12 protein-coding genes are annotated in these 16,352 nt (G+C 71.9%); 8 read left to right on the forward strand and 4 right to left on the reverse strand.

The genetic code is table 11. The annotated features are described in order from the left end of the window. On the reverse strand, positions 1-679 hold a 679-nt coding region (locus CCL05_RS24645), incomplete at its 3' end, for a haloacid dehalogenase-like hydrolase (protein ID WP_107400511.1). Positions 680-736: 57 nt separating this feature from the next. After that, positions 737-1,729, reverse strand: a complete 993-nt coding sequence (locus CCL05_RS24650; RefSeq protein WP_086562671.1) for an aldo/keto reductase — start codon at positions 1,727-1,729, stop codon at positions 737-739. Between the two features lie 354 nt (positions 1,730-2,083). Here CCL05_RS24650 and CCL05_RS24655 point away from each other — a divergent pair, with 354 nt between their 5' ends. The 4 genes from CCL05_RS24655 to CCL05_RS24670 all read left to right on the forward strand — a co-directional run bounded on the left by CCL05_RS24655 (position 2,084) and on the right by CCL05_RS24670 (position 5,490). Beyond that, a complete protein-coding gene (locus tag CCL05_RS24655) occupies positions 2,084-3,094 on the forward strand; it encodes a beta-ketoacyl-ACP synthase III (protein WP_086562672.1) in 1,011 nt (336 codons plus the stop codon). 68 nt (positions 3,095-3,162) lie between these two features. Further along, positions 3,163-3,402 carry an acyl carrier protein gene (locus tag CCL05_RS24660; RefSeq protein WP_086562673.1) on the forward strand — a complete coding sequence of 80 codons (240 nt, stop codon included), beginning with the start codon at positions 3,163-3,165 and terminating at the stop codon, positions 3,400-3,402. Next, entirely contained in the window at positions 3,402-4,634 is a 1,233-nt protein-coding gene (locus tag CCL05_RS24665) for a beta-ketoacyl-[acyl-carrier-protein] synthase family protein (protein WP_086562674.1), read from the forward strand. The genes CCL05_RS24660 and CCL05_RS24665 overlap by 1 nt, the downstream gene beginning before the upstream one ends. Positions 4,635-4,734: 100 nt before the next feature. Further along, on the forward strand, positions 4,735-5,490 hold the full coding sequence (locus CCL05_RS24670) for a thioesterase II family protein (RefSeq protein ID WP_086562675.1): 756 nt from the start codon (positions 4,735-4,737) through the stop codon (positions 5,488-5,490). Between the two features lie 6 nt (positions 5,491-5,496). On the opposite strand, the gene CCL05_RS24675 is transcribed toward CCL05_RS24670, so the two are convergent. Beyond that, complete coding sequence (locus tag CCL05_RS24675) at positions 5,497-6,315, reverse strand: AfsR/SARP family transcriptional regulator (protein WP_020271026.1); 819 nt, start codon at positions 6,313-6,315, stop codon at positions 5,497-5,499. A gap of 253 nt (positions 6,316-6,568) precedes the next feature. Between CCL05_RS24675 and CCL05_RS24680 the strand changes: the two genes are divergently transcribed. Both CCL05_RS24680 and CCL05_RS24685 read left to right on the forward strand, forming a co-directional pair. Continuing rightward, positions 6,569-10,384: a type I polyketide synthase gene (locus CCL05_RS24680; protein ID WP_086562676.1), complete on the forward strand. Its 3,816-nt coding sequence runs from the start codon at positions 6,569-6,571 to the stop codon at positions 10,382-10,384. A gap of 119 nt (positions 10,385-10,503) precedes the next feature. Next, the gene (locus CCL05_RS24685; protein ID WP_086562677.1) at positions 10,504-11,187 is read left to right on the forward strand and encodes a TetR/AcrR family transcriptional regulator; all 684 of its coding nucleotides are present in this window, start codon (positions 10,504-10,506) and stop codon (positions 11,185-11,187) included. Between the two features lie 84 nt (positions 11,188-11,271). On the opposite strand, the gene glgX is transcribed toward CCL05_RS24685, so the two are convergent. Next, complete coding sequence (gene glgX / locus CCL05_RS24690; protein ID WP_086562678.1) at positions 11,272-13,524, reverse strand: glycogen debranching protein GlgX; 2,253 nt, start codon at positions 13,522-13,524, stop codon at positions 11,272-11,274. A gap of 186 nt (positions 13,525-13,710) precedes the next feature. Here glgX and CCL05_RS24695 point away from each other — a divergent pair, with 186 nt between their 5' ends. Further along, entirely contained in the window at positions 13,711-14,955 is a 1,245-nt protein-coding gene (locus tag CCL05_RS24695; RefSeq protein WP_086562679.1) for a L,D-transpeptidase, read from the forward strand. 157 nt (positions 14,956-15,112) lie between these two features. Further along, entirely contained in the window at positions 15,113-16,339 is a 1,227-nt protein-coding gene (locus CCL05_RS24700; RefSeq protein WP_167409608.1) for a L,D-transpeptidase, read from the forward strand. Positions 16,340-16,352 lie beyond the last annotated feature (13 nt).

Below are 16,352 nucleotides of genomic sequence, written 5' to 3' on the forward strand. Positions count from 1 at the left end.
GCGCGGCGGCCTCGGCGTCGAGGGTGCGCAGCAGTTCCTCGTCGATGGAGTGCAGCGAGTCGACGATGTGCCGGGCACCGCTCTCGCGCATCAGCTGGGGCTGGAAGCTGTGCTCGAAAGAGCTGGGGTGGCCGATGAAGGGGATGTCGAGGGCCTTGGCGACCTCCGCCACCCGGGCCACGTCGTCGATGAACAGCACCTCGTCGTACTTCAGGCCGAAGACTTCGGTGGTGATCTCGCGCAGGCCGGGGCGGAAGTCGTTGGTGCAGACGTAGCCGGGCTCGTCGAAGAGGTCGGCGTGCTCGCCCAGGAAGTGGTCGAAGTGCGACTTGTCGAGGCCGCCGTAGCTGACCGTCTTCAGTCCCAGCCCGCGCAGCCGGCGCAGCAGGTCGATCGCGCCGTCGAGCAGCTCGACCGGGTGCTCGCGGGTGTACTCCTTGCGCTCCTTGAAGTAGACGTCGATCGCCTCCTGGGCGGTCCACGGAACGCGCGCCGCGTTCGCCATGCCCTGGCCGCCGACCAGTTGCGGCTGGGAGAAGATGCTGCGCTCGACGTCGGCGGTGTACTCGCCGCCGCGACTGACGATGAAGTTGTGGATGACGGGGCTGAAGGTGTCGTTCAGCAGGACGCCGTCGATGTTGACGGCGGCCAGCTTGAGCTGCTTGAGCTTGTCTGCCATGGAGTCCTCGTTAGTGGTGAAGAAGAGTGAAGAGTGAAGAGTGAAGAGTGACGGGCGTCAGTGGCCGACGGTCGCCATGCCCGCCGGGTCGTAGCGCTCGCCGGAGACGACGTCGTGGGGCACCGCGGCCGACACGGCGGCCAGTTGCTCGTCGGTGAGCCGCAGTTCGGCGGCGGCGACGTTCTCGCGCAGATAGCCGGTCCGGCGCGTGCCCGGGATGGGCACGATGTCGTCGCCCTGGGCCAGCAGCCAGGCCAGGGCCAGCTGGACGGGGCTGCACCCGTAGAGCTCCGCGAGCTCGCGCAGCCGCTCGACCATCCGGACGTTGCGCGCCAGGTGCTCCTGCTGGAAGCGGGGGTGCGAGTGCCGGAAGTCCGTGGGGTCCAGGTCCTCGGGCCGGCTGATCGCACCGGTCAGGAAACCCCGCCCGATCGGCGAGTACGCCACGAGCGACGTGCCCAGCTCCCGGGCCACCGGCAGGACCTCCGCCTCCACCTCGCGGGTCCACAGCGAGTACTCGGTCTGCAGGGCCGCGATGGGGTGGACGGCGTGCGCCCTGCGCAGGGTCTGCGCGGTCACCTCGGACAGCCCCAGGTGCCCGACCTTGCCGGCCCGCACGAGCTCCGCCATGGCCCCGACCGTCTCCTCGACGGGGATGTCGGGGCTCTTGCGGTGCAGGTAGTAGAGGTCGATGTGGTCGACGCCCAGGCGCTGCAGCGAGGCGTCGACGGCCCGACGGCAGTGCTCCGGGCTGGAGTCGATGTTCCGGCCCTGCCTCGGGTCGCTGTCGTCGCGCCGGATGCCGAACTTGGTCGCGAGGACCACCTGGTCGCGGCGGCCCGCGATGGCCCGGCCGACCAGGCGCTCGTTGTGGCCCTTGCCGTACATGTCGGCGGTGTCGAGCAGCGTGACCCCGCTGTCCAGGGCCGCCTGGAGGGTCGCCAGGCTCTGGGCCTCGTCGGTCGGACCGTAGAACTCCGACATCCCCATGCAGCCGAGACCGATGGCGGAGACCACCGGGCCGTTCGTGCCAATCCTGCGTTGCTGCACTCAGTTCTCCTCGTGCGCGGTCGTGAGCGGGGTCGTGTGAAGGGGTGTCCGGAGCCGTTCGCCTGCACCGCGGCACAGGGCCGCCGCCGGACGCATTCCAGGCTGGCAGCGCGCACTTACGCACCACTCATGTGCCGCTCACGGCCGACGTGAGCGGCACATGTCCCCTGCGTGGGCCGCCCGTGAGGGAAAGCGGAGCCCGCGTTGCCAGGCTGACAACTCCGACGGCGCCACAGCACATCGGTGCACCCAGACAGCAGCCAGGAGGAACGACGCAGTGACGGCTACGACAGCGACAACGGCTGTGGCTGACAGCAACACCCCGGACCACTCCCGCGGTGACGGAGACGCCGGATGACCGGGCCGGACCGCGCCGCGGTCGTCGCCGGCCTGGGCGCCTGGGTCCCGCCCACGGTGGTCACCAACGACGACCTCGCCCGGCAACTGGACACCTCGGACGAGTGGATCAGCAGCCGGACCGGGATCCGCCGACGGCACGTCATCGACCCGGGCGGGTCGACGGGCGACCTCGCCGTGGAGGCCGGGCGCAGGGCGCTGAAGTCCGCGGGCGAGGAGCGGGCCGACGTCGTCGTGGTCGCCACCAGCACCCCGGACCGCCCCTGCCCGGCCACCGCGCCCGAGGTCGCCGACCGGCTGGGGCTCGGCGGGGCCGGCGCGTTCGACATCGCCGCCGTGTGCACGGGCTTCGTCTACGCGCTGGGGGCGGCGGCCGGTTTCGTCCAGGCGGGCTTCGCCCGTTCCGTCCTGGTCATCGGGGCGGACACCTTCTCCACCATCCTCGACCCGGCCGACCGTACGACCCGGGCCATTTTCGGGGACGGCGCCGGAGCGGTGTACCTGCGTGCCGGCGCGGCGACGGAGCCGGGCGCCCTGACGGGGCTCCACCTCGGCAGCGACGGCGGCCGGAGCGACCTCATCCAGGTGGCGGCCGGCGGTTCACGGCAGCGTTCCACCGGCCGGCCGGCCGCGCCGGAGGCCTCCTACTTCACCATGGAGGGCCGTGCGGTGTTCGCGGAGGCCGTGCGCCACATGGCGGCCTCCGTGACGACGACGGCCGACGCCGCGGGCTGGGCGGTCGAGGACATCGACAAGGTCGTCCTCCACCAGGCCAACGCACGCATCCTGGCGGCGGTCGCCGAACGCATCGACGTACCGCTCGAACGGTTCCCCGCCAACATCGAGCGGGTCGGCAACACCGTCGCGGCCTCGATCCCGCTGGCCCTGGCCGACGCGTCGGCCGACGGCGAACTGCTCCCCGGCCAGCGCGTCGTGCTCGGCGGGTTCGGCGGCGGACTCACCTGGGGGTCGGTGGCCCTCGAATGGCCCGACATCACGGCGGCCTGACGCCGGCCCCCTCCCCCTCACAACCACCCCCACCTCTCATCACTCACCGCACCACAAGGAGACACACCATGCAGGCGATCGCGGAGCGGGTCTCGGTCCTTCTCTCCGACCAGTTCAAGGTCAAGCCGGAGATCATCGCGTCCGAGGTGACGCTCGGCAAACTGTCCTTCGACTCCCTGGTCCTGATCGAGCTCGGCCTCGTCCTGGACAAGGAGTTCGGGGTCGAGATAGCCGACGGTGAACTCACCGAGGACCACACCCTGGACGACCTGGTCCAGCTGCTGTCGGCCAAGGGAGCGGCGGTCTGATGGCGGACGGTTCCACGCACGGCACAGCCGTCACCGGCCTGGGCCTGGTGACCCCGGCCGGAATCGGCCTGGAGGAGAACTGGGAGCGGGTGCTGTCAGGACGCTCCTGCGCCACGCGCGACCCCGCACTCACCGAGCTGTCGGTCGACTTCTCCTGCCGGGTACCGGGTTTCGACGCCGGTGACCTGCTGGGCGGCTTCGCCGGCTGGCAGCTGGAGCGCTTCGTCCAACTGGCCCTCGTGGCCTCCCGGATGGCCGTCGCCGACGCCGGATGGGACTCGACGGCCTGGGACGGCACCCGGGTCGGGGTGGTGCTCGGCAACTCGCTCGGCGGCGCCGCCACCTTCGCGGAACAGCACGACACACTACGCGAGCGCGGCGCCGGCAAGGTCTCGCCCCTGCTCGTGACGAAGTACATGCCGAACATGCTCGCCGGCTACGTGGCGATCGACGTCGGTGCCCGGGGGCCGAGTCTGGTCACCGCCACCGCGTGCGCGTCCGGGGCGACCGCCATCGGCACCGCCCGGGACCTGCTGCGCTCCGGCGCCTGCGACATCGTGCTGGCGGGTGCCAGTGAGTCCGCGCTCACCCCGACGGTGATGGCCGGGCTGTGCAAGATGGGCGCCCTGTCCAAGTCGGGGGACGCGCCCGAGCACGCCGGCAAACCGTTCGACGCGGAACGGGACGGTTTCGTGGCCGCCGAGGCGGCCGGTGTGCTGGTCCTGGAACGGGAGGCGGACGCCCGCGCCAGGGGTGCGAGGATCCGCGCCGTCGTCAGCGGCTACGGATCCTCCTCCGACGCCCACCACGCCACCGCCCCGCATCCCGACGGGGAGGGCATCGAGCGGGCCCTGCGCGCCGCCCTGGCGGACGCGGGCGCCGGCCCCGCCGACGTCCGGCACGTCAACGCGCACGGCACGGCCACCGCGATGAACGACCTCGTCGAGGGCAGGATGCTGCGCCGTGTCCTGGGTGGCACGCCCCTGGTCACGTCGACCAAGGGGGTCACCGGCCATGCGCTGGCCGCCGCGGGCGCCATCGAGGCGGCGTACACGGTGCTGGCCGTGCAGCACGGCACGGTGCCGCCGACGGCGAACCTGAAGAACCCGGACCCCGCCATCGACCTGGACGTGGTCGGCGGCGAACCCCGCACCACCCCGGTGGACGTCGCCGTCAGCACGTCGCTGGGGTTCGGCGGCCACAACGCCGCGCTCGTCATCACGTCGGCCTGAGCCCCACGCCGCGAGGTCCGTGCCGGGCGGGGAGCACGCTCCCCGCCCGGCACGGGCGCTGTACGGCCCTCCCCTGGCCCCGACCCACCGAGGAATGAGCATGGCTTCCGACTCCGAGGACTGGACGCATGTGCTGCGGCCCTCCGCAGACCGCGGCAGCCGCGTCGTCGTCTTCCCCCACGCGGGCGCCGGCCCGCAGCGCTACGCGAGCGTCCTGGCCGCTCTGCCGGAGGCGGTGGAGGTCGTGGCCGTCACCCTGCCCGGGCGGGAGCGGCGCGCGAGCCTCCCACCCCGTACGACGCCGGCCGCCGCCGTGCCGGCCGTCCGCCGGGAACTGAACGCCCTCGACCCCGCCCCGACCGTCTTCTACGGCCACAGTCTGGGAGGGCTGCTGGCGCTCGCCGTCGCCGACGCCGGCGGACACTGCGACGGCCTGGTCGTGAGCTGTTCGCAACCGGGCGCGCGAAGCCGGCCCCGCCCGCAACTCCCGGGCAGGGCCGCCGAACTGGCCGAGATCTTCGCCGGCCACCGGCTGCCCGCCGACGCCCTGCACGACCCGTCGCTCAGCCCCGCACGGCGGGTCCTGGCCCATGACCTCGCGCTCGCGCGGGACGCGTTGCGCGCCGTGGAGCCGCTGCGGCTCACCGTGCCGGTGACCGCACTGGCCGGTACGGACGATCCGCTCGTCCCGCCGGAGGTGCTGCCCCTGTGGGGCCGCTTCACATCGGGCCCGTTCCGCTGCCGGCTCGCCCAGGGCGGGCACTTCTTCCCCTTCACCCCGTACGGCCAGGGCGTCCTGCTCGAAGAGCTCCTCGCGTCCCTGACGGCCGCCCGCACGGGGGTACTTGTCCACTGATGGGCACTACGCCCCGACGAGGTGGGGGGAGCGGTCGTCCAGGAACGTGTGCTCCAGCGCGTCGTCGCAGTTCAGGATCTGCTGCTGGAGGCGACGCAGACGGTGGGAGGGCTCCAGGCCGATCCCGTCGGTCAGCGCGGTGCGCACGCCCTGGTAGGCCGCCAGCGCGTCGTTGCGACGCCCGGAGAGGTACAGCGCCAGCATCAGGTACTCGTGCAGCACCTCGTCATAGGGGTTGAGCGCCACGAGGGCGTGCAGTTCGCCGATGACCTCGGCGTAACGGCGCAGCCGCAGGTCCAGGCCGACGCGCTGGCTCAGCACCGCCTTGCGGTCCTCCTCCAGCCGCAGCACGTGCGGGTGCAGGACGGGCCCGGCCGGCACATCGGCCAGGGGCGCGTCACGCCACAGCTTCAGCGCGTTGTTCAGCTGCGCCGACGCCTGTGACAGGTCCCCCCTGGCCTCCGCCTCTCCCGCCGCCGACACGAGCCGGTGGTAGCCGACGATGTCGAACTGCTCGCCGGGGACTTCGAGCCGGTAACCGGTGGCCTCGGTGATCAGCGTCTCCTTGGGGAGGCGGTCCGAGGGGCCGCCGGCGAGGGCGTGGCCGATGCTCTTGCGGATCTGCATGACGCAGTTCTGGATGCCCGTCGAGGCGCTCATGGGCACGTCGAGGCCCCACAGTTCGCGCTCGATGGCGGCCCGCTGCACCACGCGGCCCCGGTTCAGGATGAGCACGGCGAGGAGCTTTCTGGCCTTCAGCGCCGTGGGAACCACCGACACGCCGTTCATGGTCACGCGCAGGGGGCCCAGCACTCTGGCGATCATCCGTCCTCCTCGCTCAGGTGTGTAGCGGTGTATCAATGGACTGTAGCCCATGTTTTGACCGGTGTCGCGCGCCAGCTCACCGCCCTATACAAGGAAGCGACAGGTCAACCACCTTGGGAAGCTGGGGGAAATGCGCCCGTGACACACTCTTCTCTCGCCGTTCATCGGGTCAACTGGAAGTCAAACTTGGTCTCTGGTTTACTTTTGGACCTGACACCACAGGACCGAGGGGGGCTTCGTGCAGCAAGGCGGCATGCCTGACATCGCGATCGTCGGGATGGGATGCAGATTTCCGGGAGCGCACGGGGCGGGGGAGTTCTGGCACCTGCTCGAGCGCAACACCGACGCCGTCACACCCGTGCCCCAGGACCGGTTCGACGTGCGGCGGTACCACTCGACGCGGCCGGGCGAACCGGGCACGACCGTCTCGCGGCACGGCGGGTTCATCGACGACCTGTACGGCTTCGACGCCGCCTTCTTCGGCATCGCCCCGCGCGAGGCACTGGCCATGGACCCTCAGCAGCGGGTCCTCCTCCAGGTCGTCTGGGAAGCACTGGAGGACGCCCACATCCTCCCGTCCTCGCTGGCGGGCAGCCGCACCGGTGTCTTCGTGGGCCAGGCGACCGCCGAGTACGCGGACCTGGCGGAGTCCGACGGGCAGCAGGACGTGCACGGGATGGCGGGCAGCCGGCTGCGGACGATGACCGCCGGGCGCCTCTCCTTCGCCCTCGACCTGCGCGGGCCCAGCCTGATGGTCGACACCGCGTGCTCCTCGTCCCTGGTGGCCGTGCACCTGGCCCGGCAGAGTCTGCTGACCGGGGAGAGCGACCTGGCCGTCGCCGCGGGAGTCAACGCCGTGCTCTCGCCGTCCGACGCCATCACCTACTCCCAGGGCGGCATGCTCGCCCCCGACGGACGCTGCAAGTTCGCCGACGCCTCCGGCGACGGCTTCGTCCGCAGCGAAGGAGTGGGGACCGTCCTGCTCAAGCGGCTGCCCGACGCCCTGCGCGACGGCGACCAGGTCCTCGCCGTACTGCGGGGAAGCGCCGTCACCAACGACGGCCGGGGCAGCGGAACGCTGCTTCAGCCCGCCGTGTCCGGACAGACCGAGATGATCCGCTCGGCCTGCCGCAGCGCCGGCATCACCCCGGACCGGTTGGACTACGTGGAGGCACACGGCACCGGCACCCCCGTCGGGGACGACGTCGAACTGCGCGCCCTGGCGCAGGCCGTGGGAGGCGAAGGACGGTCCCGGTCCCGTCCGCTGCCCATCGGCTCCGTCAAGACCAACATCGGCCACGCCGAAGCCGCCGCCGGGATCGCGGGCCTGATCAAGACCGTGCTCATCGCCCGGCACCGCACCATCCCCGCGTCCCTGCACCTGCGCACTCCGCACCCCGTCCTGGCCGGGGACACCGCCCCCCTCACCTGCGTCACCCGCAACACCCCGCTCGTGCCCGGCGGCCGGGCCGCGCTCATGGGCGTCAGTTCCTTCGGCCTGTCCGGCACCAACGCGCACGTGATCGTCGGCGAGTACGTGCCCGAGCCGCGCACCGGGCAGCTCCCGCAGGACGCCGCGGACGCTCCCGAAGAGCCGCAGCTGCTGCTGCTCAGCGCCCGCACCCCGGCCGCCCTGAGCCGGCTCGCCGCGCGCTACGCCGACTTCCTGGACGGCGACGAGGGACGCGCGTTCCCCCTGCGCGACATCTGTCACACCGCCGCGACACGACGTGACGCCCACCCCCACCGCCTGTGGGCCGTCGGCCGCACCCACGGCGAACTCGCCGCCGCCCTGCGCGCCCTGGCCGAGGGCGAACAGACCCCGGACGGAGGGACGGCCGACGCCGGATTCACGGGCGAGTGCCGGACCGCGTTCGTCTTTCCCGGGCAGGGCTCGCAGTGGCTCGGCATGGGCCGCCGCCTGCTGGCCTCCGAGGCGGTGTTCCGCCGGACCCTGACGGAATGCGACGCGGCCGTCCGGGAGGAGCTGGGCTGGTCGGTCATCGGCCTGCTGACCGGCGACGGCGAGGTGGCACCGCCGCGGGAACTCCCCGACGACGTCGCGGTGGTGCAGCCCCTGCTGTGGGCCGTGCAGGTGTCACTGGCCGCGCTCCTGCGCGCCAAGGGCGTCGAACCCGACCTGTGCGTCGGGCACAGCATGGGTGAGGTGGCCGCCGCCCAGGTCTGCGGGGCGCTGTCGCTGAAGGACGCCGCCTCCGTCATCTGCCGGCGCAGTTCCCTGATGCAGAGCCGGGCGGGGCGCGGCGCGATGCTGGCCGTCGAACTCGACGCGCTGAGCGCGGCGGACGCGGCGGCACCCTACGGCGACACGGTGTGCGTCGCGGCGGAGAACGCCCCCGCGAGTACCGTCCTCGCCGGGGACGCGCACGCTCTGCACCGCATCGCCGAACGCCTCCAGGCCGAAGGGGTGTCCTGCCGGCCCGTCAAGGTCAACGTGGCGTCCCACTCCCCGTACATGGCGGACCTGCGGGACGACCTGACCGACGCCCTCGCCCACCTCACGCCGCTGCCCGCAACTACCGCGATGTTCTCCACCACCCGCTGCGAGCCGGTCGACGGACCCGAACTGGACGCCGCCTACTGGGCGGACAACCTCCGCGAGCGGGTGCGTTTCGTCGAGGCCGTGCGGGCGGCCGCCAAGGAGGAGACGGTGTTCCTGGAGGTCAGCCCGCACCCGCTGCTCGTCCAGTCCGTCACGGCGGTCCTCGGCGAACAGGGCGCCGCACCGGCCGCCGTCGCCACCTTGAAGCGCCACCAGGACGACGGCGAGAACCTCACCCGCGCGCTCGGGCAGCTCTTCTCCCACGGCGGACGCGTCGACTGGAACCGTTACTTCCAGGGAACCGCGCCACGGGTGCCGCTGCCGACGTACGCCTGGGACCAGGAACAGTTCAGGAAGGAGCCGGCCCCGGCTCCGGCGCCGGCCGCGCCGGCCGAGCACGTACGGGAGGTCGAACTGCGCGAGTTGGGCCTGGCCGACCTGGGGCAGAGCGTCCGCACCCGGGGCGGCGCGGCCGTCGTACCGCCGGTGCTCTACGTCAAGGCCGTCCTGCGGGCGGCGGACGGCATCGGGGAGGCCGGTGACGGCGTGCTGGAGGACGTCGAGTTCGGGGACCGGCCCTGGGAGCTGGAACACGCCCGCGATGCCGCGGTACGCGTGGTCCTGACGCCCGCCGCGGAGGAGGGCTGTTTTGTCTTCACCGTCACCGCGCTGCGCACCGCGGACGGCACCCGGGACGGTGAGCTCTGCATGACCGGCAGGTTCCGCACCACCGGCCCCGCCGAGCCGTACGGCCGGGAGCTGCTGGACGCCGCCCTGACCCGGTGCACCGCGTACGTGCCGGCGGCGGAGTTCTACCGCCGTGCACAGGGCCGCGGCTACACCATCGACGCGGCCCTGTGCACCGTGGCGCAACTGTGGTGCTCCGACGGCCAATCGGTGGCTCGCATGCGCCGCTCGCCCGGTGCGGCGACGGGGCTCGAAGCGGGGCTGCTGACGATGCTCGCCGCGTGGCCGCACTCCACGGGGGCAGGGGGCAGGCCGGACGACTACGTGCCGGTGTCCTTCGGCCGCGTCCTGGTCCGGGACGAGGCGGGAGTCGGCCGTGACCACTGGTGCGTGGCCCGCTTCACCCCCTCGGACGGCACGGACGACGCACGCTGTGACGTGTGGCTGACGGCCGAGGACGGCCATGTGATCGCGGAGTTCCGTGACATACGACTGCGTCACCGGGCTGCGGGCCCCGCCCACGAGGCACTCGCCGCGGAAGGCACGGTGCCGGTGCCGGTACCGGTTCCCACGACCACGGCCCCCGGGCGCGCCCCCACGCCCGACGACGTCCTGAAGCAGGCCGCCACCGTGCTGGGCCTCTCGGCGACCCGGCTCGACCCGCGCAGACCGCTGCGGACCCTGGGACTGGATTCCCTGCTGGCGACCGAGCTCAGGGTGCGCCTGCACCGCACGGCGGGTGTCGACATACCCGCCACACGGCTGCTGGGCCGCGAACCCATCGGTGTGATCGCCGCTTCCGTGGCGTCACGGCCCTGATGTCACTGCCCTGACGTCCCCTCAGGAAAACGAAGACCATGACTCATAGATGTACCGTGGTATAATTTTTTTCATGGCCGGGGGAGCCCGCACAACGACGTGAGAAGGCGAGGAAGCACATGGCCTCTGAACCTGCCCGGCCTCTCGGGCGCAGAGAGCGCAGCAAGCAGCGGGTTCGGGACCGCATCTACACCTCTGCCCTGACCCTCTTCGCGGAGCAGGGGTACGACCGCACCACGATCGACCAGATCGCCGAGCACGCCGACGTGGCCCGGGGCACCTTCTTCAACTACTTCCAGCGCAAGGAAGACCTGGTCACCGCCTGGGCCGAGGCCCGCAAGCGGCGCCTGGAGCTGTGCATGGAAGAGTCGATGAAGTCCCGGAACGACGACGTGACGGTGCACCTGGAGAGGTGCATGGCGGCCCTGGCGGAGTTCAACGAGTCCGAGCGGGAGATCACCGCCGCCATGCTCCAGGCGTGGGTGAAGGCAGGCCAGCCGCTCCTCGAAGAGCCCTACGCGGGCCAGGTCTTCGCCGACATCATCGAAGCCGGGCGCCAGCGCGGGGAGGTCGCCTTCGACATCGATCCGATGAGGGTCGGCAACATCCTCCGTGATTCGTACCTGGGCCTGCTCTACCGCTGGTCGCAGAACCCGGGCGGGCGGGTACCGCTCCACATCGAACTGCGCGAGGTCCTCAGGATCGTCCTCACGGGCGTCCTGTCGTACTCCCAGCACGGGCGCGGCGCCCCGGCGCCGTCGACTCCCGCCGCGACCCAGCTCGCGCCGGCGTCACAGGCGTAGAAACCCGCACCGGCCCGCCGACCACCAGGTCGGCGGGCCGCCGTCGCCGGAGCCTGGCGGAACGATGCCTGGCGAAACGATGCCTCAGCCCGTCACCCGCAGCAGCAGCACCGCCCGCGCCGGCACGGTGATCTCCGTCCCCGCCGCGTGCTCCACCCCCGGCGCCTCCGCCTGCTCCTCCAGACTCGTGTCGACGACGACCTCGTACCGCTCCGCCCAGGGCGGCCCCGGCAGCACGAAGCTCACCGGCTCCTCGCCCGCGTGCAGGACGGCGAGGAAGCTGTCGTCGAGGATCTGGTCGCCGCGCTCGTCCCGGCCCGGGATGTCCCGGCCGGACAGATACATGCCCAGCGTGGCGGCGGGCGCGTACCAGTCCTGCTCCGTCATCTCGGTGCCCCGGGACGTGAACCAGGCCAGGTCGCGCAGGCCGTCCGCGGTCTGGGCGCGGCCCGAGAAGAAGGCCCGGCGCCGGAGCACCGGGTGCCGGTGGCGCAGCCCGATCAGCCGCGACGTCAGCACGGACAGCGCCTTCCAGCCCGGGTCCTGGAGCAGGCCCCAGTCCACCCAGCCGATCTCGTTGTCCTGGCAGTACGCGTTGTTGTTGCCGCCCTGCGTGCGGCCCAGCTCGTCGCCCGCGACCAGCATCGGCACACCGGTCGACAGCAGCAGCGTGGTCAGCAGGTTCCGCAGCTGCCGCCGCCTGAGCGCCCGAATGCCCTCGTCGTCCGTCTCGCCCTCGGCGCCGCAGTTCCAGGACCGGTTGTCGTCCGTGCCGTCGCGGTTGCCCTCGCCGTTGGCCTCGTTGTGCTTGCGCCCGTAACTCACGAGGTCGCGCAGGGTGAAACCGTCGTGCGCGGTGATGAAGTTGACGGACGCGTACGGCCTGCGGCCGCCCCAGGCGTACAGGTCGCTGGAGCCCGACAGGCGGTAGCCCATCTCCCGTACGTCCGGCAGCGCGTGCCGCCAGAAGTCCCGGACGGCGCCCCGGTACCGGTCGTTCCACTCCGTCCACAGCGGCGGGAACGCCCCCACCTGGTAGCCGCCCGACCCCACGTCCCACGGCTCGGCGATCAGCTTCACCCGGCGCAGCACCGGGTCCTGGGCGATGACCGCCAGGAACGGGGAGAGCATGTCGACGTCGTGCATGGAGCGGGCCAGCGCCGCCGCCAGGTCGAAGCGGAAGCCGTCCACGCCCATCTCCGTCACCCAGTACCGCAGGGAGTCCGTGATGAGCCGCAGCACCTGCGGCTGGACCACGTGCAGGGTGTTGCCGCAGCCGGTGTAGTCGGCGTAGCGGCGGGGATCGTCCTGGAGGCGGTAGTAGCCGCGGTTGTCGATGCCCTTCAGCGACAGCGTCGGCCCCAGCTCGCCCGCCTCCGCCGTGTGGTTGTAGACCACGTCGAGGATGACCTCGATCCCGGCCGCGTGCAGGGCGCGCACCATGCGCTTGAACTCGCCGACCTGCTGGCCGGTCGTCCCAAAGGCCGCGTAGCCCGCGTGCGGCGCGAAGTAGCCGATGGAGTTGTAGCCCCAGTAGTTGCGCAGGCCTCTGCGCAGCAGATGGTCCTCGTGCGCGAACTGGTGCACCGGCAGCAGCTCCACCGCCGTCACGCCCAGCCTCACCAGGTGCTCGATCGCCGCCGGGTGCGCGAGGCCGGCGTAGGTGCCGCGCAGCTCCTCGGGGATGCCCGGGTGCAGCCGGGTGAAGCCCTTGACGTGCAGCTCGTAGATCACCGAGTCCGCCCAGGGCGTCTTCGGGCGGCGGTCGTCCGCCCAGTCGTCGTCATCGTGGACGACGACACCCTTCGGGACGTACGGCGCCGAGTCCCGGTCGTCGCGCACGGTGTCGGCGACGTGCTGCTGCGGCCAGTCGCGCACGTGCCCGTAGACCTCCGGGGGCAGAGCGAAGTCACCGTCCACGGCACGGGCGTACGGGTCGAGGAGCAGCTTCGCCGGGTTCCAGCGGGCGCCGGTCCACGGGTCCCAGCGGCCGTGCACCCGGTAGCCGTAGCGCTGCCCCGGCAGCACGCCCGGGACGAAGCCGTGCCAGATCTCGTGGGTCAGCTCGGCGAGCCGGACCCGCGACTCCTTGCCCCGGTCGTCGAAGAGGCACAGCTCGACCCCCTCGGCACCGCCCGCCCACAGGGCGAAGTTGGTCCCCGCCACCCCGTCCGGGCCGACCCGGAACCGGGCGCCCAGCGGCGTCGGCGCGCCCGGCCGGGCGGGCACCGCGGGCGGTGGCGCGGCCCGCCGCGCGCCGTTCACGGCGGCGGCCTGGCGCCCGTTCCCGGTGGCCTGATGACCGGCCACCGCCTCCTGCTCGGCTGCGCTGGACACCTGTCAGCCTCCCGCGGCTCGTGGGACGACGGGGGACAGAGGGGTGCGGCTCTGCTGCGGCCCGGGTCGCGGCTCCCCTGCGCGTCGTCCTCCCCACTGTTCTGCCCAGAGCGTGGGTCGCACTCACGTTTCCCCGGGGGCGGGCATGGTCGTTTCCCGGGGCCGCGGCCGGTCGTTGGGCACCTCGTGAGGCACGTACAAGGGCGCGCGCGGCGCGCGAGGGCCGCGCTGGCCGCCGTAGTGACATGGGCAGGGCTCCTGACCGGGGCCACCGGCTGTACCTCGGACGACGCGGGCGGGATCGCGGGGGTGTTCGGCGCGCCCCCGGCGCCCGAGGACGTCATCCGGGTCTCGCCCGACGACGGCAGCAGGGGTGTGCGCCCCGGGAGGAAGCTGCGGGTGCGTGTGCCCGACGGCAGGCTGGAGTCGGTGAAGGTCGTCCGGTCCCAGGACGCGCAGGAGTCACCGGTGCCCGGGCACCTCTCCGCCGACGGGCTGTCCTGGGAGCCCGAGGACAAGCGGCTCGCGCTGGCCGCCGAGTACACGATCGACGCGGTGGCCGTGGACGGCTACGGACGCCGCTCCGCCCGGCACACCACGTTCACGACGTATGTCCCGGAGGAACGCTTCATCGGCTACGTCAGTCCGGAGAACCGGGCCACGGTCGGCACCGGCATGATCGTCTCGCTGGAGTTCAACCGCGAGATCGCCGACCGCGCCGCCGTCGAACGCGCGGTGCGGGTCACCGCCCGCCCGGCCGTCGAGATCCGCCCGCACTGGTTCGGCCGGGCGCGCCTCGACTTCCGCCCCGAGGACTACTGGAAACCGGGCACCCAGGTCACCGTGGACCTGCGCCTGCGGGACGTCGAGGGGGCGCCCGGGGTCTACGGCCTCCAGTACAAGACGTTCTCCTTCACCGTCGGCCGCAGCCAGGTCTCCGTGGTCGACGCCGCCCGGCACACCATGGAGGTGCGGCGCGACGGCGAGGTGCTCGCCACCGTGCCGGTCACGGCCGGGGCGCCCGGGACCACCACGTACAACGGCAAGATGGTGGTGACCGAGATGCACGACGTCACCCGGATGAACGGCGCCACGGTCGGCTTCAAGAAGCGCGACGGCAAGGGCGAGTACGACATCCCGGACGTCCCGCACGCCATGCGCCTGACCGAATCCGGCACCTTCCTGCACGGCAACTACTGGGCCCACCACACCGTCTTCGGCCGGACCAACGTCAGTCACGGCTGTATCGGACTGCGCGATGTGAAGGGCGGCGGCTCGGACACCCCGGCCGGCTGGTTCTTCGACCGCAGCCTCGTCGGGGACGTCGTCGAGGTGGTCCGCAGCAAAGACAAAAGGGTTGCTCCCGACAACGGGCTCGGAGGCTGGAATATGGGCTGGAACGCATGGAAGGCGGGCAGTGCGGTGAAGTAGCGGTACACAGGGGTGGGTTGACCCGGCGTTCCGTTGGGACCGAACAGTGACAATCACGGGCCGCCGATGCCGTGCGACCTGTGGTTACTATTCGCCGGTGCGCGGGGGACACGCGCAGGGGTGCGGGCCTGACCAGGCCCGGGGAGGGGAGAACGACGTGAACGGGCGACCGATATCGGGGGCGTCGGTGAGGGGCCGCAGCGGACTGCTCGCGCTGATACTCGGCGGGCTGCTGTTCGCCGTCACGGCGTGCGGCGGCGGGGGGACCGGCTCCGGTTCCGGCGGGGGCACCGGCCAGGGCGCGGACGCCGCGCAGAGCAAGCAGTCCGAGGCCGTCGTCGGCATCACGCCCAAGGACGGCGCCAAGTCCGTGGACACCAGCGGGACGCTGAAGGTGACCGCCGCCAAGGGCAAGCTGACCGAGGTCGTGGTCAAGGACACCAAGGGCAAGAAGGTCGACGGCGAGATATCCGGCGACGGCGCCACCTGGACGCCGTCGACCCACCTGGCCGCCGCCACCACGTACACGGTCCACGCGGTCGCCAAGGACGCCGAGGGCCGCACGGCCGCGGAGGACGCGGGCTTCGCGACCCTGACGCCGAAGAACACCTTCATCGGCACCTTCACCCCCGAGGACGGCTCCAAGGTCGGCGTGGGCATGCCGTTCTCCATCCGCTTCAGCCGGGGCATCACCAACCCCGACGACGTCGAGAAGGCCATCCGCATCAGGACGGAACCGGCCGTGGACGTCGAGGGCCACTGGTTCGGCAACGACCGTCTTGACTTCCGCCCCGAGAAGTACTGGAAGCCCGGCACCAAGGTGACCGTCGACCTCGGCCTCGACGGCGTCGAGGGCCGCCCCGGCGTCTACGGCGAGCAGGACAAGAAGGTCGAGTTCACCATCGGCCGCAACCAGGTCTCCGTCGTCGACGCCAAGAAGCTCACGATGAAGGTCATGCGCGACGGCGAGGTCTTCAAGACCATCCCGGTCACCACCGGCCAGCCCGGAATGGAGACCTGGAACGGCCAGATGGTCATCAGCGAGATGCTCACGGTGACCCGGATGAACGGCGAGACCGTCGGCTACGGCGGCGAGTACGACATCAAGGACGTCCCGCACGCCGTGCGCCTCACCACCTCCGGCACCTTCCTGCACGGCAACTACTGGGCGGGCGGCGCCTTCGGCAACCACAACGCCAGCCACGGCTGCATCGGCCTGCGCGACGTGCGCGGCGGCTGGGACAAGAAGACGCCGGCCGCGTGGTTCTTCAACCACTCGATGGTCGGCGACGTGGTGGTCGTCAAGAACTCCGAGGACCGGATCGTCGACCCGGACAACGGGCTCAACGGCTGGAACATGTCGTGGGAGAAGTGGAAGAAGTAGCTCTGAGCGAATG

This window comes from Streptomyces africanus (genome assembly GCF_002150735.1).
Taxonomy (GTDB): Bacteria; Actinomycetota; Actinomycetes; order Streptomycetales; family Streptomycetaceae; genus Streptomyces; species Streptomyces africanus.

Coding starts and splice junctions, on each gene's coding strand:
- CCL05_RS24680 (WP_086562676.1), top strand. CDS start 6,569: ATGCCTGACATCGCGATCGTCGGGATGGGATGCAGATTTCCGGGAGCG.
- CCL05_RS24655 (WP_086562672.1), top strand. CDS start 2,084: ATGACCGGGCCGGACCGCGCCGCGGTCGTCGCCGGCCTGGGCGCCTGG.
- CCL05_RS24660 (WP_086562673.1), top strand. CDS start 3,163: ATGCAGGCGATCGCGGAGCGGGTCTCGGTCCTTCTCTCCGACCAGTTC.
- CCL05_RS24675 (WP_020271026.1), bottom strand. CDS start 6,315: ATGATCGCCAGAGTGCTGGGCCCCCTGCGCGTGACCATGAACGGCGTG.
- CCL05_RS24665 (WP_086562674.1), top strand. CDS start 3,402: ATGGCGGACGGTTCCACGCACGGCACAGCCGTCACCGGCCTGGGCCTG.
- CCL05_RS24685 (WP_086562677.1), top strand. CDS start 10,504: ATGGCCTCTGAACCTGCCCGGCCTCTCGGGCGCAGAGAGCGCAGCAAG.
- CCL05_RS24670 (WP_086562675.1), top strand. CDS start 4,735: ATGGCTTCCGACTCCGAGGACTGGACGCATGTGCTGCGGCCCTCCGCA.